The organism is Clostridium sp. KLE 1755 (assembly GCF_000466465.2).
Classification (GTDB): Bacteria; Bacillota; Clostridia; order Lachnospirales; family Lachnospiraceae; genus Eisenbergiella; species Eisenbergiella porci.
Genome location: NZ_KE992777.1, coordinates 24,804 through 43,965, shown reverse-complemented (window position 1 = coordinate 43,965; position 19,162 = coordinate 24,804). Strand labels below are relative to the sequence as shown.

General features: G+C 46.9%; 13 protein-coding genes. 5 read left to right on the top strand and 8 right to left on the bottom strand.

Annotated features, from left to right (window positions below; genetic code table 11):
* The 5 genes from pdxS to HMPREF1548_RS25760 form a co-directional block, all read left to right on the top strand.
* Positions 1 to 738, top strand: a 738-nt coding sequence (pdxS, locus tag HMPREF1548_RS25780; protein ID WP_021639721.1) for a pyridoxal 5'-phosphate synthase lyase subunit PdxS, incomplete at its 5' end; no start/stop codon positions are given.
* 13 nt (positions 739 to 751) lie between these two features.
* Positions 752 to 1,345 carry a pyridoxal 5'-phosphate synthase glutaminase subunit PdxT gene (gene pdxT, locus HMPREF1548_RS25775; protein ID WP_021639720.1) on the top strand — a complete coding sequence of 198 codons (594 nt, stop codon included), beginning with the start codon at positions 752 to 754 and terminating at the stop codon, positions 1,343 to 1,345.
* Positions 1,346 to 1,363: 18 nt separating this feature from the next.
* Positions 1,364 to 1,963 (top strand): ECF transporter S component, encoded by a 600-nt coding sequence (locus tag HMPREF1548_RS25770; protein WP_021639719.1) that lies wholly within the window; start codon positions 1,364 to 1,366, stop codon positions 1,961 to 1,963.
* A gap of 205 nt (positions 1,964 to 2,168) precedes the next feature.
* Positions 2,169 to 3,155, top strand: coding sequence for a pyridoxamine kinase (locus tag HMPREF1548_RS25765; protein ID WP_021639718.1), 987 nt, complete (start codon positions 2,169 to 2,171; stop codon positions 3,153 to 3,155).
* Positions 3,156 to 3,251: 96 nt separating this feature from the next.
* Positions 3,252 to 4,484, top strand: coding sequence for a DUF4317 domain-containing protein (locus HMPREF1548_RS25760; protein ID WP_035324007.1), 1,233 nt, complete (start codon positions 3,252 to 3,254; stop codon positions 4,482 to 4,484).
* Positions 4,485 to 4,578: 94 nt separating this feature from the next.
* Here HMPREF1548_RS25760 and HMPREF1548_RS25755 read toward each other — a convergent pair whose 3' ends face one another.
* The 8 genes from HMPREF1548_RS25755 to HMPREF1548_RS25720 form a co-directional block, all read right to left on the bottom strand.
* A complete protein-coding gene (locus HMPREF1548_RS25755; protein WP_021639715.1) occupies positions 4,579 to 5,304 on the bottom strand; it encodes a response regulator in 726 nt (241 codons plus the stop codon).
* 51 nt (positions 5,305 to 5,355) lie between these two features.
* Positions 5,356 to 6,477, bottom strand: a complete 1,122-nt coding sequence (locus HMPREF1548_RS25750; protein WP_025491304.1) for a sensor histidine kinase — start codon at positions 6,475 to 6,477, stop codon at positions 5,356 to 5,358.
* A gap of 290 nt (positions 6,478 to 6,767) precedes the next feature.
* Positions 6,768 to 7,274: a flavin reductase family protein gene (locus HMPREF1548_RS25745; protein WP_021639713.1), complete on the bottom strand. Its 507-nt coding sequence runs from the start codon at positions 7,272 to 7,274 to the stop codon at positions 6,768 to 6,770.
* Positions 7,275 to 7,296: 22 nt separating this feature from the next.
* Positions 7,297 to 7,710: a PspC domain-containing protein gene (locus tag HMPREF1548_RS30975; RefSeq protein WP_021639712.1), complete on the bottom strand. Its 414-nt coding sequence runs from the start codon at positions 7,708 to 7,710 to the stop codon at positions 7,297 to 7,299.
* A gap of 57 nt (positions 7,711 to 7,767) precedes the next feature.
* A complete protein-coding gene (locus HMPREF1548_RS25735) occupies positions 7,768 to 8,793 on the bottom strand; it encodes a DUF4097 family beta strand repeat-containing protein (RefSeq protein ID WP_021639711.1) in 1,026 nt (341 codons plus the stop codon).
* Between the two features lie 141 nt (positions 8,794 to 8,934).
* A complete protein-coding gene (locus tag HMPREF1548_RS30715; protein ID WP_021639710.1) occupies positions 8,935 to 10,488 on the bottom strand; it encodes an HAAS signaling domain-containing protein in 1,554 nt (517 codons plus the stop codon).
* Entirely contained in the window at positions 10,485 to 10,808 is a 324-nt protein-coding gene (locus tag HMPREF1548_RS25725; protein WP_021639709.1) for a PadR family transcriptional regulator, read from the bottom strand. The genes HMPREF1548_RS30715 and HMPREF1548_RS25725 overlap by 4 nt, the downstream gene beginning before the upstream one ends.
* Before the next feature lie 340 nt (positions 10,809 to 11,148).
* Positions 11,149 to 19,119 (bottom strand): InlB B-repeat-containing protein, encoded by a 7,971-nt coding sequence (locus HMPREF1548_RS25720; protein ID WP_021639708.1) that lies wholly within the window; start codon positions 19,117 to 19,119, stop codon positions 11,149 to 11,151.
* Positions 19,120 to 19,162 lie beyond the last annotated feature (43 nt).

Genomic DNA, 19,162 nt, shown 5'->3' with positions numbered 1-19,162 from the left:
CCCCCCGCCGATATCCGGGCTGCCGGCGGCGTATCCCGTATGAGCGATCCCAAAATGATCCGCGGCATACAGGAGGCCGTATCCATCCCCGTCATGGCGAAATGCCGCATCGGCCATTTCGCGGAGGCGCAGATACTGGAAGCCATAGAAATAGATTATATTGATGAAAGCGAAGTCCTCTCCCCGGCAGATGACGTCTATCATATTGATAAAACGGCGTTTCGCGTCCCTTTTGTCTGCGGCGCCAGGGATTTGGGAGAAGCGCTGCGCCGTATCAGCGAGGGCGCATCCATGATCCGCACCAAGGGAGAGCCCGGCACCGGCGATATCGTTCAGGCAGTGCGCCATATGCGTAAAATGAACAGTGAGATCGCCCGCATCGCCTCACTCAGGCCAGACGAACTGTTTGAAGCCGCAAAGGAGCTTCAGGTTCCCTTCACGCTGCTTCAGTATGTCCATGAAAACCGCAGGCTCCCTGTGGTGAATTTTGCAGCGGGCGGCATCGCCACCCCTGCCGACGCGGCCCTGATGATGCAGCTGGGTGCAGAAGGCGTTTTCGTGGGCTCCGGCATTTTCAAATCCGGCAATCCCGCCAAACGCGCGGCGGCCATCGTCAAAGCCGTCACCAATTACCAGGATGCGGCGCTTCTTGCCTCCCTTTCCGAGGATTTGGGCGAAGCCATGGTCGGCATCAACGAGTCTGAAATTCAGCTCCTGATGGCAGAAAGAGGAAAGTAAAGGAGCCAGAGCCGTGAGAATAGGAATTCTTTCCGTACAGGGTGCTTTCCTGGAGCATGAGGCCATGCTGAAAAGCCTGGGCGCCCAATGCTTTCAAATCAGGCAGAAAAAAGACCTGGCGGACGGACCGCCGGATGGCCTTGTGCTTCCCGGAGGCGAAAGCACCGTTATGCACAAGCTTCTTCTGGAGCTGGAGCTTTATGAACCGCTTAAGGAAATGCTGGAGAACGGTCTGCCCGTCCTCGCAACCTGCGCCGGGCTGATTCTTCTTGCCCGCAAAAAAGAGGATGCCGGCCCCGTCTGCTTCGGCACACTCCCCGTCACTGTCCGCAGAAATGCCTACGGAAGACAGCTGGGAAGCTTTCGTACCGAAGGGGACTTTAAAGGAATCGGCCCCGTCCCCATGACCTTTATCCGCGCCCCGCTCATCCTGCGCGCTTCGCCGGAAACGGAAATTCTGGCCGCCATACAAAGGCCGGAGGGTGAACAGATCGCCGCCGTACGCTTTGGCAGCCAGCTGGCCATGTCCTTTCACCCGGAGCTTACGGATAACCCTGCCGTCCATGCTTTTTTCCTGGATATGATAAAAAAGTACCAAAACCGTTAATTTGAGGAGGAGACAGTTATGAGAAATGAAAAAGTACAGAAGCTGGTAATGACAGGCGTATTTGCCGCCCTGTCCTATGTGGTATTCACCTTTCTGCAGATTAAAATCACCCTGCCCGGCGGAGATGCCACATCCATCCATCTGGGTAACGCGGTATGCGTCCTTGGCGCCCTGATTCTGGGCGGGCTTTACGGAGGCATCGGCGGCGCTCTGGGAATGACCATCGGCGATATTTTTGACCCGGTATATGTGGTATATGCGCCGAAAACCTTCCTGCTGAAGCTGTGCATCGGCCTGATCACCGGCCTTATCGCACATAAATGCGGCAAAATCACACATATCAGCGATAAAAAGAAAATCTTCCAGTGGACGCTGTTTGCCGCAATCGGCGGCCTCGCCTTTAATATGGTAGCAGATCCCCTGGTGGGCTATTTCTATAAGCTGCTGATCCTTGGAAAACCCGCGGCGGACATCACCCTGGCCTGGAACATCGCTTCCACCTCCATCAATGCCGTACTTTCCACAATCGTAGCTGTTGCCGTTTATATGGCCCTGCGCCCGGCGCTTCAGAAGGCAGGCCTTTTCTTCAAAATCGGGAAAACAGACGAAGCGAAATAATCTTCTGAACTAAAAAATAATTTCTTAAAACAACGACATTCCGGTAGCCGGAGTGCCGTTGTTTTTGTTATAATAGACTGGTTCAGGCAATAATCCACCCGCCTGCGAATCAGTTGTAATGCCGCAGGCAGCTTACGGAAGCTATCTCTCCTCCGCACTGCCTGCATTATAATAACAATATTTTCAGAAAAGGAAGTATAATTCCATGACAGTTCAAAACATGACGGAGCAAGCACGAATCAGCTGCGGAATTCCGAAAAAAATAGCCATGATCAACGATATTGCAGGCTACGGCCGCTGCTCCACCACCGTCTCCCTGCCCATTATCAGCGCCATGGGAGTCCAGGTCTGCCCGGTTCCCACCTCAGTTTTTTCCAATCATACCGGCTTTCCGGTTCATTTTATGCACGACTGCACCCCTATCCTGCCGCAGTACCTGGAAAAATGGCAGGAGCTGGAGCTGACCTTTGACGGGATCTACTGCGGTTTTCTCGGCAGCGTGGAGCAAATCGGAATCGTCAGGGATTTTCTTGTTTCCCAGATAGAAATACAGGAGTCGAAAGCCTTGTCGGCACGGCCCGCAGTAATTCTCGATCCCGTCATGGGTGATCACGGAAAAGCCTACCGCACCGTCACCCCTGAGCACTGCGCACGGATGAAGGAGCTTCTTTCCCTGGCTGATATCATCACCCCCAATATTACGGAGGCCTGCCTTCTGGCGGACATCCCTTACCGGGAATCCGGCTGGACGGCGGAAGAACTGACAGCGCTCGCGGACAGGCTGCATGCCATGGGACCGGATCGGATTGTGATTACGGGCATGCAGGAGCAGGAAGATTTCATTAATTTTATCTCCTGCAACAGCGGCGCAGCCGCAGCTGATGAAAACGCCGCAAAGGCCGGCCGCCTTCACAGCTGCTGCCGGATGCACGCCGCAGGGGAATCCCGGCCGGGAACCGGGGACATTTTTGCTTCCATCATAGCTGCCGACGCTGTAAACGGCATACCTTTCCCCGCTTCTGTGGAAAAGGCCGCCGCCTTTGTCCGCACCTGCACCAAGGCATCCTCTGAGCTGCATATTCCGCAGCCCCAGGGCGTCTGCTTTGAAAACTTCCTCTATCTGCTGACGCCGCCTGCCTGCCAAAACCTGCTGACGCCGCCTGCCCAACATGACGGCGCCTGCCCAAATTGATTTTCAGTGAAAAATATGCTATCATAACAACTGCCCCGCCTTCCATGCAAACAGGATCGTCCTATAGGACGTTTCTATATAAAAAGAGGTAAATGTATGAACAAAAAAGAAGTCCTTGAAATCAGAAAGCAGTATACCCACGAAAAATGTTCCATTTCCCGTATCTGCGGCTGCTACGTGGACGGAGAAAAAAACATCAAAACACAGATCAAGGAAGCGTTCCTTTCCCTTCCTGAAGAAGAAACCTTTAAATATTTTAATATTTTCAAGCAGACCCTTTCCGGCACTCTGGGAAAAAATCTGCTGAACCTGGAATTTCCCCTGGATGCGGAAAATCCGGGAGGCCCCCAGGAATTTTTGCTGAAGCTGCGTGACAGCAAGCTCCAGGATGATGTCCTGCTGGAGGAGTTTTACCAGAAAGTAATTGAAAACTACTATTTTCCGGAAAATTATTACATCATCCTCATCCATGTGGCTTACGATATCCCCGGAAAATCCACCGATGGCTCGGAAATGTTCGATGCCTCCGAGGATGTCTATGAGTACCTGCTCTGCAGCCTCTGTCCGGTCAAGCTCTCAAAGCCGGGCCTTTTCTACAACACGGAAACCAACAATATTGAAAACCGGATTCGTGACTGGATTGTTGATCCGCCGGCCAAGGGCTTTCTGTTCCCGGCCTTCAACGACCGTAATTCCGATATCCATTCCATGCTTTATTTTTCCAAGCAGGCGGAAGAACTGCAGCCGGAGTTCATAGAGAACATGTTTGGCTGCACGCTCATCCCTCTCACGGCAGAAAGCCAGAAGGAAACCTTTAATTATCTGATTGAGGATACGCTGGGTGAAGACTGTGATTATGAGGTCGTTAAGAATATCCATGAGCATCTGACGGAAATGGTGGAGGAGACCAAGGATTCTCCCGACCCTCTCGTGCTCACCAAGCCGGATGTAAAGCGTCTTTTCGAGCTGAGCGGCGTTCCTGAAGAAAAAATGGAAACCTTTGACCAGACCTTTGAAGCCGCTGCCGGGGAAAAGGCCTCCCTGCTTGCCACAAATATTGCCAGTGTCCGGAAATTTAACATCGAGACGCCGGATGTGGTGATTAAGGTCAATCCCGAACGCACGGATTTAATCGAGACAAGAATTATTGACGGCAAGGAATGCCTGGTGATCACGGTAAATGATCATATAGAAGTAAATGGCGTGAATGTACGGACCATTGCTCCCCAGAGGGATGAGGATTACGAGGAAGAATTTGAAGAAGCCATTCCGGCATCCGCTCCCGCCGCCTCCGACGCTCCTATTGATTTCGGAGCCACACAGGCATAGTTTTAATCAAACGAAAATCATTCGTGTCCATAAATACATAAAAGGCGCCGGCAGGATATTTTTCTTTATCCTCCCGGCGCCTTTTAAATAAGCGCTACTCCGTATCGTTTTCCTGATTTTCGTCCTCAGCCATCCGGTAGCCAACCCCGATTTCCGTCAGGATGAACTGGGGCTCTGCCGGATTTTTTTCCAGCTTTCTGCGTATGTTGGCCATATTCACTCTGAGAATACGGTTGTTATCGTCTGCATATGGCCCCCATACATGGGAAATAAGAGTGTCATAGGTCATGACCCGGCCTGCATTCCTGGCGAGGAAGGACACGATTTTAAACTCCACCTGGGTAAGATGGACCGCTTCCCCCTCCACCGTCACCAGACGCCGGTCAAAATCAATAACCAGCCCCTTGGCCTTATAAGGGCGGTCAACCATTGCGCTCCCTCCCACCGGACGGTTCCCGTGCCGCAGCGCAGTGCGGATTCTTGCCAAAAGCTCGGAGGAGCCGAAGGGCTTGGTGATATAATCATCCGCTCCCAGATCCAGCGCCATTACTTTTTCTTTCTCCTGCGTCCTTGCGGATATGACGATTATGGGAATGGCCGAATAGGAACGGACCTGTCTTATAACCTCCATGCCGTCCACATCCGGCAGCCCCAGATCAAGCAGGATCACGTCCGGGCACTGGGAGGCTGTGAGGGAAATTCCCTCCCTGCCAAGGCCCGTTGTAATCGTTTTGTAGCCCTGCGCCTTCAGGGTCGTTGCTATGAAATCACATATATTTTTTTCATCCTCTATGATAAGAATGGTTACCTTTGCCTGCATTGTTTTTCTCCTTCGTCAGCCGTAGCTGTTCATATAACCAAACCGCTACCGTCAGTCTTCATTTGCTTCTCCCCTGGGCAGGGTAAAACCAAACTGCGCTCCCCGTTCCAGATTCCTGGCGCTTATGGTCCCCCCATGGGCAACTATGATCGTCTTGCAGATCGACAGTCCAATTCCCATTCCCTTGTGTCCGTCAGCGCTGCTGTTTTCCGTCTGCCCTGTTCCGTCAAAAATGGTTTCCAGCTTATCCTCGTCAATTCCCACGCCCTGATCCGTCACAAAAAAGGTAACCGTATCCCTGCCTATTTCGGCGCGGCATTCTATCGGCTCCGTACTTCCCGCATGAAAAACCGCATTTTCCATAAGATTTACCAGAACCTGCTCTATCAGCGTCGCATCCATGGGAATCATGACAAATTCCTCCGGCAGAAGCACCCTTATATTGGCATCCGGTATTCTCTTTTTCAGACGGAATACGGCTTCGGACATAACCTCTTCCACCGGCTCTAAGGATTTGTTCACGCTGGCGGAATCATTTCTGATACGGGTGACAGTCAGCAGATTTTCCACCATATTCAGCAGCCAGTTGGCATCCTCGCCGATATGGCTGACCAGCGCCCTTTTTTCATCCGTATCCAGCTTTTCCTCGTTTTCCAGATAGGAGCTGCTGGCGCCGATAATGCCGGTCAGCGGAGTGCGCAGGTCATGGGAAACCGCACGAAGCAGATTGGCGCGCATTTTTTCCTTTTCGGCCTCAGCCAGCATTTTTTCACGCTCGGCCAGAATCCTGGACTGCTGCTTCATATGGGATGCGGATGCGCTGGTTATCACAGAGACCACAAGCATACAGATAAAGGTAACCGGGTATCCGTCCAGCGTAAAATTCAGCTGCAAATAGGGATAGGTAAAAAGATAATTCACGCATACCACGCTCACCATCGCCGCTGCAATCCCCGGCAGATATCCGCTGGTCAGCCGCGAAATAAACAGCAGGGCCAGGGTATAAAACATCACTACATTAATATTGCTGGCCGATATTCTGTAATACACAAAAGCCGCAGCCGTGGCTATGAAAAGCACTCCAAAGGTAATTGCCGCATCCTTCCATGTACACTGCCACAGCTGGTTGAGAAACGCTGCCTTTCCCCTCCGCCAGCCGCCATTTTTATCCATTGCTTTTCCTCCGTCCTGTGTCATTGCATACGCAATTATTATACGTTCGGCCGCGCCGCTTTGTCAACGGCCGCAAAAAGCAGGACGAAAAAAGCGTATCAGTTCAGGCAGGTTTGCGCATTCACTGCGCAAACCGTGAGAAAACGTGGTGGCAGCAGGCATCCGCCCCTCGCCGAAGGCGACTTATCATGGGCGGATGCAGTAACAGTTCGGCCGAAGGCTGAACTGTTACTAAAAAGCGGAAGGCCGGAGCTTATAGTTTCTCCCCGGTCTTCCGCTTCTTTATTGATTTACTGGTTCTGTACCAGAATCTTCTCTATTTCCACCACATACATGGTATGGAAGTCCTTCTGTGCATAATGCTGCGCTGCCAGCTCTTTGTCCACAAAGCTTTCTTCCGTCATCGGCTGTTCATAAAGCTTCCGGCAGATAAGAGCCATGCGGCTTTCCTTAAATACCGGCGCGCTGTTGACCATTTCCACATGCAGGCCGCTTGCCGCGATTTTATCCTCATCCCTTCCGGATACGGTTCCCATATAATTCAGCATCTTACGCCAGCTGTCATCAAAAAAGCTGAGCGAGAGCTTATCGCTTTTGTCTATAAATTCTTTGGTGTAGCGCTGAGGCCGTACAAATACGAAGGCTACCTTCTTGCCCCATAAAATACCTACGCCTCCCCAGCTCGCCGTCATGGCATTCGTCCTGCCGCCATCCTCGGCCGCTACCAGCATCCAGTCATCATTGATGAGATGGAAAACATTCTCCGTCAGTTCTTCAGGTTTGATCTTATCCCACATGCTTCATTACCTCCTGTCAGTCTCAGCCCTCAGGCATGATAACGGCTACGATGAAGTAAGCAATCAGTCCCAGGAAGCCTGCTCCCAGGAAAATACTGGCCGCTATCCATATAATTCTTATTATCGTCGGGTCCCAGTTAAAATATTCCGCGATTCCCGCGCACACACCGCATACCATTTTATTGGTAGTGGATTTGCTCAGGCGTCTTCCGGGCTGGCGTCCGCTGTTGCTGTAGCCGCCGTTATAACCGCCGTTTCCGTTAAAACTGCTACCGCCATTATAACCGCTGTTCCCATAGCCGCCATTCTGCCAGTCATTCCCTTGCTGATAAGAGCCGTTATTATTATAGGAATTAAAATTTCCATTGCTGCCATATTGATCCGTGTTCTGGTTCTGTCCCTGGTTCATATTTTCATTATTATTGTATTCGTCCATAATTTCCTCCAAGTTCCGCCGTTCAAATCGGCTGCCGCTTTCTTATATTATCGTTCATCATTCCGGATTTGTAAAGTAAATTTCTATCTTTCCCATGGAACTGGATAAGTCAAAATAACTGTCAGCTCCGTAATTCAGGCTTTTCTCTGAAGACATCCCGCCGAATTCATTATCTCCGATAATTACGGTCCCCATAGATGCTTCCACTTCGTAATTATGATCCTTTTCATATCCGTCCAGCCGCATTGACATACTTCCCATTCCGCAGCTGCCGTATACGTCCCCGGTTACGCTTCCTTCATATTCCATGCTGCCCATACCGATGTCAAAATTCATATTTTCCAAAGCAGCTTCTTTAAGGACAAGCTTACCCATTCCCAGTTCGAAATAGGTATCCGTCGCTTTTAAATCGTCGAAGGTCAGGCTGCCGGCGCCTACCGTACATGTGAGACTTTCCGTATCCATCACGGACACTTCTGCTTCCCCCGCGCCTATTTCCATAACCGCATCCACAAAAGCGCAGGTATCAGGCAGGTAAAGGTATACTTTGGTGGCCGTATCGCTGATTTTGTCCATATGCTCCATGTTGTGCCTGTCAAGGGCCTTGATATAGAGCGTACCGTCTTCCAGGAAATACTGAACTTTTTTAACATTTATGCCTTCCAGATGAATATTGCTGTCCGGGGATTTTTTTACATAAAATCCGACGCCGCCCATATCCACATCCAGGTAAGCTGCTGTCTGAGAGGCCGCCGAATAAGGAATCGTATCCTTAAAATCAGCCTTGTGTATCGGATAGCTACTGTCAAATTCCACGCTGTCGCCTACCGTAAATCCATTGTAATCCTCATAGTCATCATAATCATAGTCCCCTGAATATTCATAATCCACATATTCATCATTATAATATCCGCCGTGCCAGCCATAGGGCATGTTCACAAAGGGAAGATCCAGGTCCCCGTTTTTGTACATTTCATCCACCTGCGCCCTGCCGCCGGCCGCTCTTCCCGCCATCGCCAGGACAGCTCCCAGAACCACCATTACCAGCGCAGCGAGTAAGGATATTTTTAAAAATTTATTCATTTTATACCTCCCGCATATCGCAGGTCTGCCTGCGATACTGCATCAATTCCCATCCGCCCGCTTCCGCGGACATATGATTAAAGTCACTCCTGAACCAGGATGGCCGAAAGCGCTTTCCCTTCAGCCATTGCTTCCTTAAATTTATGCTGCATTTCTTCTGGTAAAAGGCCATCTGCACAGATTTACAAAGCCTCTGCACATTACCGGCACCACTTTGACTACCAGCCATATCATTCCTGCTGTCATAGCCAGGCCAATTCCGGTACATGCCAGTCCGCCGCCCAACAGATAAAGCGCTGCCGCCGGCATAAGGAAGAGCTTAAGAAACGCGGTGATGACAAGTGCGATTCCCACGATAAGAATGACCACTCCTGCAACCACCAGGGAACCAAGAACCGCAATGACCGATACCAACAGGCTGAATACCACCGCTACTGCCGCGATGCCCAGCGGCAGGATGACCGGAAGGGCGAAGATGCACAGCAGAACAATTAATGCGATTCTGCCGGCACTGCTTTTCTTCTTAGGCGGCTGATGGCAGCCGTTTCCGTACTGGTTCTGGTATTGATACTGATTCTGGTATTGATTGCTGTACTGATTCTGATATCCGTTGGGACCGCCCTGATTCTGATAGCCGTTGGGATTCGGGGCTCCGTTAGGATTTTGATACTGATAGCCGTTCTGGTTTTGATATCCGTCAGGGCCGCTCTGGTACTGGCCGCCATTCTGATTATGATATCCGTTCTGGTATCCGTTGTAATTCTGATACCCGTTCTGGTTCTGATACCCGCCCTGATTCTGATATCCGGCAAAGTTGGGACCGCCATTGGGATTGTGATATCCATTCATGTCCTGGCCGCCTGCCTGATTCTGATAGCTTTCAGGCTTCGGCCCGGCGTTTTGGTACTGGCCGCCGTACTGATTTCCATAACTGTTCTGATTATTCCGGCCGCCACTTGCCTGGCCCTGGCCGCTGCCCTGGTACCCCTGGCCTGCCTGCGCAGAATCCATATTCTGCTCTTTGCCGTGAATCTGGCAGGAATCGATATCCTTGTAAAGGCCGCGGAACGGATCGGGATTGATATCCACAAAGCCTTCCTGTGCCTTCTCCGGCTCTGAGCTGTTTGCCGGAGCTGTATTTTCTTTTTTTGTAATGTCTGTGTTTGCGCTATTGCTAACCAAGCCATTACTGCCAGCTCCATTGCTATCCGCGCTATCACTGTGGGCCGTCACCACATCCAAATCCATTGCATCCGTATTCACTACAGCCGCATCTACAACCTCAGCCTTCATGATTTCTGCGTCTACCGTCTCAATATCCGCATTGGCTCCGCCGGAGCTTAATATGGCGTCAAACACACCATCCGTATTTCCGTCTGCGAACCTGGTTTCTTCCGCAGCCTTATCGTCTTCTGAAGAAGCTTCGCCGGGAAGAATCATCATATCCTTTTCTTCATTATTCATATGGAAGCCGTTTTCCATAAATTCCCCGGCTTCATTTCCCTCTTTCAGGCCTTCCTTAATATTGGCGGCTACCTGTATGGGTGAACCCAGTGCCCGGATGGCAGACTCTTCATTTTCAATTCCCGCGTCATCCAGATAATCATTATAGTACTGCAGCGCCTCATCCCGTTCTGCCTGGGAAATGTCCGAAAGGAGCATTTCCAGCTGATTCATAAATTCCTGTCTGTTCATTGATTAATACCTCCCTCGAACATTCCTGTTATCTTGGCGGAATATTTTTTCCATTCCTCTTCATATAATGCAAGCTGTGCCATTCCTTTTTCCGTAACTTTATAGTAACGGCGGTTCCTGCCGGCACATTCCATATCATAAACTGCAAGGCAGTCATCCTTCTGCAGTCTTCTTAATACCGGATACAAGGTGGACTCCGACAGCTCTATTACCTGCCGTACTTCCTGGGTTATCTTGTATCCATAGGTTCCTTCCGGTTCCTTGGAGACAACAGCGAGCACAATTGCATCCAACAATGCCGCTCCTGTATTAAAAACCATATTGTACACTCCCTTCCATTGGGACTTATGATATTATATGAGATATAATATTGTTCTTTAGGTATACTATATTCTATATACTATAAACAGTCAAGGAATAAGCAGGGAAGAAACAGCGAAAAATTGTGGATAAAAAACGAAAGAAATTCTTAAGAGGGAAAAGCCTTTTTTTCGCGCAGGAAGCGTATCGGGAACGTATTCCACGACTTTCCTGGCGTATTAACAAAGTATCCTTTGCATAAAAAAGGCACCCGCCGGGTTATTTCCGACGGGCGCCAATTCTTTGTGGTACTTTCTGGTATTATATCTTAAATTTCAGTACTTGTTTTTGAAAGGGAAATTATTTTTCGTCTTTTTTCCGTCTCTTGGCGGTAATTCCCAGGGTAAGAACTGCACCTATAATCAGGAATGACCAGCCTGCGATTGGAGCTGTATCTCCGGTTCCAGGTCCCTTGCTTTCGCCAAGAACTCCTACCTCCGGTCCTGCCGCTTCACCAAGGACTCCTACTTCAGGCTGTGCGGGAGGAAGTGCCTCGCCGAGTACTCCTGTTGTAGACGGTGTCGTGTCAGGGGTCGGATTCGGGTTAGGGTTAGGGTTAGGATCGGGATTCTCAGGAGTAGGAGCAGAGTTGGCTGCCCACTGTGCATATACTGACAGTCCGCCTTCCACCATACTCAGCGTGTTGCCCGGCTGATATACAGCAGAACCCTGCGCATCAATTCCCCAGTCTGTAAAATGATTTCCATCCTTGCTGAATCCGTTTGCAAGCAATGTCACATCATAATCTACAGGATAAATATTGGTATCTGTTACACTGCCGCTTCCTCCATTGCCATAATAGGTAATCGGATATTCTTTATAATCAGGCGTATCATCAGGGCCGCCATCCGGACCATTTTCATCGATAGCCCATACCGCATATACTGTGATATTTGTCTCACCCATCCTGATTGTACTTCCAAGAATATTTGCCGCAGCTTCTGCTTCCTGGCTTTCAACAAGCGCTGTCGGAGCTTCACTCCATCCCAGGAAAACTGCATTGTCACGATATAACTCTCCTGCGCCCATTAAGGTAATATCCGCATCATAATCGTACTGATTACTGTCTTCAGGCACGTTTCCGGAACCGCCATTTTCATTGTAGGTTATACTACCTGTTACCTTTAAGGTACCGTCGGCTGTAATAACCGTATAGTAATCCGTTACGTCCTCCGTACCATTCATGATGGAGACATTTTGAACCTTATTTGCGCTGCTTCCTACTATTGTCTGACTTCCTTCTACTATAAACAGCAGCGTATCAGTGTCTGCCAGAAGCTGATCCTCTACATCGGCGGAGGCCTTTGTTAAAGCAGTTCCATCATACGGCTTTGTATCGCTTGCTGCAGTGATTGTAATAATACGTTTCTCTGCTTCCTTATTTGTTACTTCCAGATTCCCAAATACAGTCGTTACTTCATAATTATCTGCCTTTGTATTATCTTTTAATGCGTAAGTAAATGTATTTTCAGAAGTTCCTGCAAAGGTCTGGCTTCCGGTTACATCATAAGCTGCACCTTCACCCTTTACAAAATCATCCCCGCTTACCGTAACCAAGTCATTAGTCAGCGGTGTTCCGTCATATTCCTTGCTGTCACTTGCTGAGGTTAAAATCACTTCGCGTTTTGTTACTTCAAGTTCTCCGTTTGCTGTAATAATATTGCCATAGCTGTCGGTCACATCTTTGGAACCACGCATTACTTTTACGCTGGTCACTGTATTTGCAACAGTTCCCACATCCGTAATCTGTCCTTCAACCATAACCACAAGGCTGTCGCCGTCTGCCAATGTACCCGTGCTGAAATAAGTATTGCTTAACAGCGGTGCTCCACTATATTTTTCCTTCGCACTTCCTGCTGTAACACTTATTTCTGTCATATTTCTTGTTACTTCCAGCACACCTTCTTTGGGAACAATAACATAGTTATCTTCCTTTGTGCCTTTATTCAGCTTGTAGGTGAAGGTATTGTCAGACTTTCCAGCCTCTGTCTGACTTCCCGTCACATTATAGGAAGCTCCTTCTCCTTCTGCAAAGCCATCACCGCTAACCGTAACCATACTGTTGGTCAATGCAGTTCCATCATAAGCTTTGCTGTCACTTGCTGAAGTCAGAATAACTTCACGTTGTGTAACTGTAAGTGTTCCATTTTCAAATACAATATTACCATAGCTGGAGGTTACATCCTCAGAACCACGCATTACTTTCACACCAGTTACTATATTATCCGTGCTTCCTGCATCCGTAATGCTGCCGGCAACCATTACTTCCAGCATATCGCCTTCAACAAGTTCGCCGATTCTGCTGTATGCATTCCTGCTCAGCGGAGTTCCGTCATACATCTTGTCAGCATCAGATGCTTTGATTCTGATTTCTGTAAGATTCGGCGTTACTGTCAATGTACCATCGTTCTTAATGATATTGTAGTTATTTTCCTTTGTGCCTTCATTCAATACATAACTGAAGGTATTCGGTGAACTGCCTGCTTCTGTCTGGCTTCCGGTTACATCATAGCTTGCGCCTTCACCAGCTGCAAAACCATCTCCGCCGGCTGTAACATTGCTGTTTGTCAGCGGCGTTCCATCATATGCCTTGCTGTCATCTGCGGACCTTAATATTACATTACGCTTTGTTACCGTCAGGGTTCCGGATACTTTGTCGATATGGCTGTAACTGTCTGTTACCTCCTCTGTTCCGCGCATAATCCTGACTTGGGTAACCTTATTTTCCTGTGTTCCGGCATCCGTAATGCTTCCTTCCACTGTAGCAACAACCTTGTCATCACCTGCAAGCTCTCCGGTGTAGGCGTAGCCAGCATCCGTCAGCGGCGTTCCGTCATATGTTTTGTCTGCACTGGCTGCTGTAACTATAATTACATTTTCCGAAGCTGTCACCGTAAGCTTACCTACTGCCTTTGTAATGTCATAATTGCCTTCCAAAGTCCCCTTATTCAAGGTATAGGTAAAGGTATTATCTGATGTTCCCGCAACCGTCTGGCTTCCGGTTACATCATAGGCTGCACCTTCTCCTTCTGCAAAACCATCTCCTCCGACAGTAATATTACTGTTGGTAAGCGGTGTTCCGTCATAGGCCTTGCTGTCAGTAGCTGAGGTGAGAATCACGTTCCTCTTGGTAACCGTAAGCTTCCCGGATATCTTTACTATATTTTCGTAATTGGAGGTTACCTCTTTCTCTCCGCGCATTACCTTAACACTGGCTACTTTGTTTTCTGTGGAACCAACATTGGTAATGCTTCCTTCTACCATAACAAGGAGGGTTTCACCGTCTGCAAGCTTTCCGGTGCTGGAATAGGTATTACTCCTTAATTCAGTACCATCATATTTCTTGCTGTCGTTTCCTGCTGTTACAGTAATTGTTGCAAGCCTCTTAGTTACATTCAGGGTACCTTCTGCCTTCGTTATATTATAGTTATCCTTCTTTGTTCCATCATTCAGCTGATAAGTAAATGCATTTGCAGAGCTTCCTGCTTCAGTCTGGCTTCCGGTTACATCATAGACTGCTCCTTCACCGGCTGCAAAGCCCGAGCCGCTTACTGTTACCGTAGCATTTGTCAGAGGTGTTCCATCATACTCTTTTTCTGCTGAGCCTGATGTCAGGATAACTGTGCGGGGAGTAACTGTAAGCTTACCATTAATCGTACTAATCTTAGGATAACTTGCTGTAACATCTACAGTGCCATTCATAACCTTTACACTGGTTATTTTATTTTCTGTATCTCCTACATCTGTGAGTTGTCCTTCTATGGTTACTACAAGCTTATCACCAGATACTAAAGTTCCCTCCACTAAATTATATACATTGTAGGAAAAAGGTGTTCCGTCATACATACGTGAGCTTGTGCCGGCTACTACTTTAAATTCACCACTTACCGGATCAACCACCAGCTTTCCTAACTGTATATGAATATCATAGTTTACAGCCTTTGTACCTTCATTCAAAGTATAGGCAAAGGTATTCTCAGATTCTCCTGCCACTAACTGGCTTCCGGTTACATTAAAGGAAACTCCTTCACCATCTGCAAAGCCATCGCCACTTATTACCACGTTGCTGTTAGTCAGGGCTGTTCCATCATATACCTTATAACCGTCTCCGGATGTAAAAAACACACTGCGCTTATTTACTTTAAGTTCTCCGGAAGCAGTCGTAATCTTATACTTTGATGTTACATCAATGGTTCCATCACTGGTGGTACGCGTTACTTTATAGCTTTCTACTTCATTCACACCTGTTTTGTCTGCATCTGTCTGCGATCCGACAACTACAGCCGTCAATTTATCTCCAGGATGCAAAATTCCCTGAGTGTAGGTATAGCCATTATTTGTTAAAGGCGTTCCATCATACATCTTCTCATCAGATGCTGCAGTAATGGTTATCGTTTCCGTAGGGAATACTTCTTCCCAGGTTGCCGTAAATACGAGATCTCCATAGGAACCTGTGGATATAACGGTATGCATCGGATCATGCGGCTCTCCGTCAGTATCTTCAACGCTGCAGGTCCATCCGGTAAACTCAAAATAAGGTTTGCTTGGATTAACGAGAGTTATATCCGCATCTGTTGTTTTGTAGGTGGAGGGATTGGGATTCGTGCCTGCCCCATTCCAGGTTGTTCCCTCTACATTAACATATGTGATGTTATAACTCTTTGCAGTACAGTTAAATACAAACTCAGTAACTTCCCCGACTGTCATATTTTTTGTTATTCTTGTAGGTGTAATAATATAGCCAGGGGCTTTTTTTGCATCTGCTGCCACTGTTAAAATATTGTCCTTTGTTGTTAAATTCCCGGAAGAATAAATTACGTTGTTATTATCATCCACATATTTGGTAACATACTGGAATTCAACAGAACCTATCTTATAATAGTTGAAAACAATTACATTATTTTCCGCTTCTGCAGACAATACGATGGATTTCGATTTTGCATCCACAAAATACCCATCTACATTAATCGCCTTCGCTACTACATTGCTTCCAACCTTGCCGCTGATTGGAGCTGTTTCCGGATAAACAGGATTTCCGGTATTCTTATCCAGATAACGGACAATATAGGTTGTTTCTGTATTTGCTTTCCAATGTGCATAGATGTTTGTATTTTTTGTAATAGGCTTTGCGAAGTCAAATAGCTTTGCATCGGGTGATGTTGACTCATACCAGCCTATGAAGGAGTAGCCGTTTCTTACAGGATCTGTATAGGGATTAACTGTATTGCCTTTCTCGACTTTATCTGTATGTAATGTTTTGCCTTCTGAAATGAAGTTTACATCGTATTCAGGGGCAATCCACTTTGCATATAAGGCCAGATTGGCTTTGGGCATTGTCATATTTGTCAAATCTATTCTGGCGCCTTCGCATGCACTGTTATCATACCAACCGCCAAAGGTATAGTCGTTCTTTCCTGTAGGCGCATTAGGTGTATAATTATAGTTTGTTAACGGGTAGCCATATTTTAGGGTTTCCTGTCTTACAGGACTTGTGGAGTCATTATAGAAATATAGTTTATAGCTCTGACGCTTATATTTAAAATAATAATTCCATGCACCATTTTTATATTCAGGGTCTTTATACTCATCAGCTTTTATATATCCTTCAATTTCCTTTTGGCTTAAACTATCTGCATAAACCGTAGATTTATAAACCGGATCCTCTACATAGCCACTGCCATCCACTTTCTCAAAGAAATAATGACCTACGACCATAGTATCTCGACCAGTCCATGTAGCCTTAAAAGTCCTAGATGCTCCATCGACATGTTCATCCGGCACTTCAGCGTCTCCTATAATCAAACGCTTAGTAGCAATACTATCTCCCCATGTAGCAAAATAACACTTTTTATTGTTGCTATAGGTTCCGGTAACATTTTGTGCAGCCGGCCATACACTAGATACATTCTGTCCATATTTCGCCTGAAATCTATATTGGCTTCCTGTATAAGTATCTTTTCCAAATGTAATTTTGCCAGCAACAGTATATGATGAGTTCCAGCTTGGCGAATATTTTGTTGCTACATTAAAAATAAAATTATATACATTCAAGTCATAATACACTCTAACCTCAGACGTTCCATCTGCTTTAGCTATCACGTTTGTATTATAGCCTGCTTGATGATAATGCTCCTCTCCAAGTGAACTATTTTGAAGATACCAATCCGGAATTACAATTTTATCTCCAGCCTTAGTAGTATTCCGCCTATTCGTGGCTTCTATATATACTGTTTTAATATACCTGTCGTGGTTTCCTTCCGCCCCATTAACATCTTCAGCCAGATAAACAATAGAATAACCAACCTTCTTGGCTTCCCACTTAGCATAAAGTACTGTATCTTCCTTCAATTCAATGGTCCTGCCAACTTCTTTTGTAAACTCTTTATCAAGATACCATCCATCAAAGGTATATCCAACACGCGTAGTTGCATCATTTCCCTTTACAGTCATTACCTGCTCATACTTACCGGATTCACGGGCCACATAGGTACCACCATTGGCATCATAGGTCAGCCAGTAAGTATTTCTGTCATACTTAATCGTTATGACAATACCATCCTGCGTAAGAACTTCATTAGCAATCTCTTCCGGTGTAAAACCATCCACTGCAACTGCTTTCGCTTCGGTTAACTCACCATAATCGCCGCTGAAGGTTTCCGTCAGACTATCATCAACCGTATACTCGGTTCCATCTGCCTTTTCAAACGCATGCTTTACCGTATACTGAAGCTGTTTTACCTTATAAACAACAGTGATTTCCCTGCTTCCTTTTTCACTGTAGCTACCGTTCAGGCTGGTTCCGTCTGCGGATAATGTTACATCCGTATCAGAGATGGTCGGATAATAGCCTTCCTGCTTCGGTACAGATATCGTATATGTATTCTTGGAAGAATCTTCATCAATCAGATATTTTGCCGTAAAATCATTTGCCACGGAGGAACCGTCCTCAAAAGAGAACTTCACTTTCAGTGTAAAATAATCTCCTTCCGGTACGATATCCGGATTATCTTCATCAAGATTTCCCAGATATATGGTACGGTAAGAAGGCCTGTTATCAACGATCTTCCATCCGTCTGCTACTTTGTAATGAATTTCAGCATATCCCTTACCATCCTTATCAAAATCTTCTTTTGTAAGGGTTTCGGCGGATACTAATACCATACCGGTACGCTTAAATTCATATTTACTTACATCTATCTTCCCGTCTTTGAAATCTGCTTCTGTTAATTCAACCGGTGCATCTACTCTGTGATACCTTCCTCTATTTGTATCAAGAAAATGTTCTACATACAGAGTATATGCAATTTCTTCTTTTTCAGGCTCTTCGATATTGACATTAACTGCCGTATCGGACTTGCCCTGTACCGTATACACTCCATCTGCTGCCGTCAGTTCTTTGTCATCCATTTTAACTGTAACCTTGCTGTCGGCATTCTCCGCTTCTACCTTAAAGCGAAGTTCTTCATTGACTTTTCCGGTCAAGCTATTGATTTCCGTTCCTTCCGTATCCGTAACTTTACCATTACCGGTTATCTGGAATGTAATTGTATATTTTTCTTCTTTTACTTCTGACTCTGTTTCAGCAAATGTTACCGTAATCTTCTTATCTGCATCAAAGGCTACTTCATAGGAACCGTTCGATGTCCCGATTTCATTTCCGTCTACTAATATGGAAACATCAGTACCTTCTGCTTCAACATTGAACTTATAGACGCTTCCGGTCTCACCGGTTACAGTACTTCCCACATTATTGCCTTCTTCATCTGTTACACTGCCTTTACCGCTTATATCAAAGGTAAATGTGAAGGTTTCAGCTTTTGCTCCTTCTGTTTCGGTAAATGTCTCTGTTTCAGTCTCAGTAGTCACTTCCGTAGTTACCTCTGTCGAAGTTTCTTCTGTTCCTTCTTCAGTTGTAACAATATCTTCTGTACTAACCGATTCCCCACTTGTTCCTGTTTCCGTACTGGATTCCGATTCCACAACACTTTCTTCGGTTGAGCTCTCACTGCTGCCGCCAGAGGTGTTTCCGCCTGTCTTAGAACCTTCCTCTACCTGAGGTGTTTCCCCCTGCTGTTCAGTCTCGGCCGTAAAAGCTGATCCTCCCTTATTGGATGTCTGTTCCGCTGTTTTTGGATCGCTTACAGTCTGTTCTGTCGTAGTTTCGCCCTCAGCCGCAACGATACTCATACCGTCACTGGCTATAGTCGTACTGACAAGAACAAAAGCCAGTAGAAACGCCCAAAATCTTTGCAAATGCTTTGCCTTCTTCATTTTTTGTTTCTCCTCTCCATTTTTTATAACTCACTAAACAAAA

Bases quoted from the DNA above. Each gene is read 5' to 3' on its own strand.
- HMPREF1548_RS25770 (WP_021639719.1), top strand. From the start codon at position 1,364: ATGAGAAATGAAAAAGTACAGAAGCTGGTAATGACAGGCGTATTTGCC.
- HMPREF1548_RS25765 (WP_021639718.1), top strand. From the start codon at position 2,169: ATGACAGTTCAAAACATGACGGAGCAAGCACGAATCAGCTGCGGAATT.
- HMPREF1548_RS25760 (WP_035324007.1), top strand. From the start codon at position 3,252: ATGAACAAAAAAGAAGTCCTTGAAATCAGAAAGCAGTATACCCACGAA.
- HMPREF1548_RS25755 (WP_021639715.1), bottom strand. From the start codon at position 5,304: ATGCAGGCAAAGGTAACCATTCTTATCATAGAGGATGAAAAAAATATA.
- HMPREF1548_RS25750 (WP_025491304.1), bottom strand. From the start codon at position 6,477: ATGGATAAAAATGGCGGCTGGCGGAGGGGAAAGGCAGCGTTTCTCAAC.
- HMPREF1548_RS25745 (WP_021639713.1), bottom strand. From the start codon at position 7,274: ATGTGGGATAAGATCAAACCTGAAGAACTGACGGAGAATGTTTTCCAT.
- HMPREF1548_RS30975 (WP_021639712.1), bottom strand. From the start codon at position 7,710: ATGGACGAATACAATAATAATGAAAATATGAACCAGGGACAGAACCAG.
- HMPREF1548_RS25735 (WP_021639711.1), bottom strand. From the start codon at position 8,793: ATGAATAAATTTTTAAAAATATCCTTACTCGCTGCGCTGGTAATGGTG.
- HMPREF1548_RS30715 (WP_021639710.1), bottom strand. From the start codon at position 10,488: ATGAACAGACAGGAATTTATGAATCAGCTGGAAATGCTCCTTTCGGAC.
- HMPREF1548_RS25725 (WP_021639709.1), bottom strand. From the start codon at position 10,808: ATGGTTTTTAATACAGGAGCGGCATTGTTGGATGCAATTGTGCTCGCT.
- HMPREF1548_RS25720 (WP_021639708.1), bottom strand. From the start codon at position 19,119: ATGAAGAAGGCAAAGCATTTGCAAAGATTTTGGGCGTTTCTACTGGCT.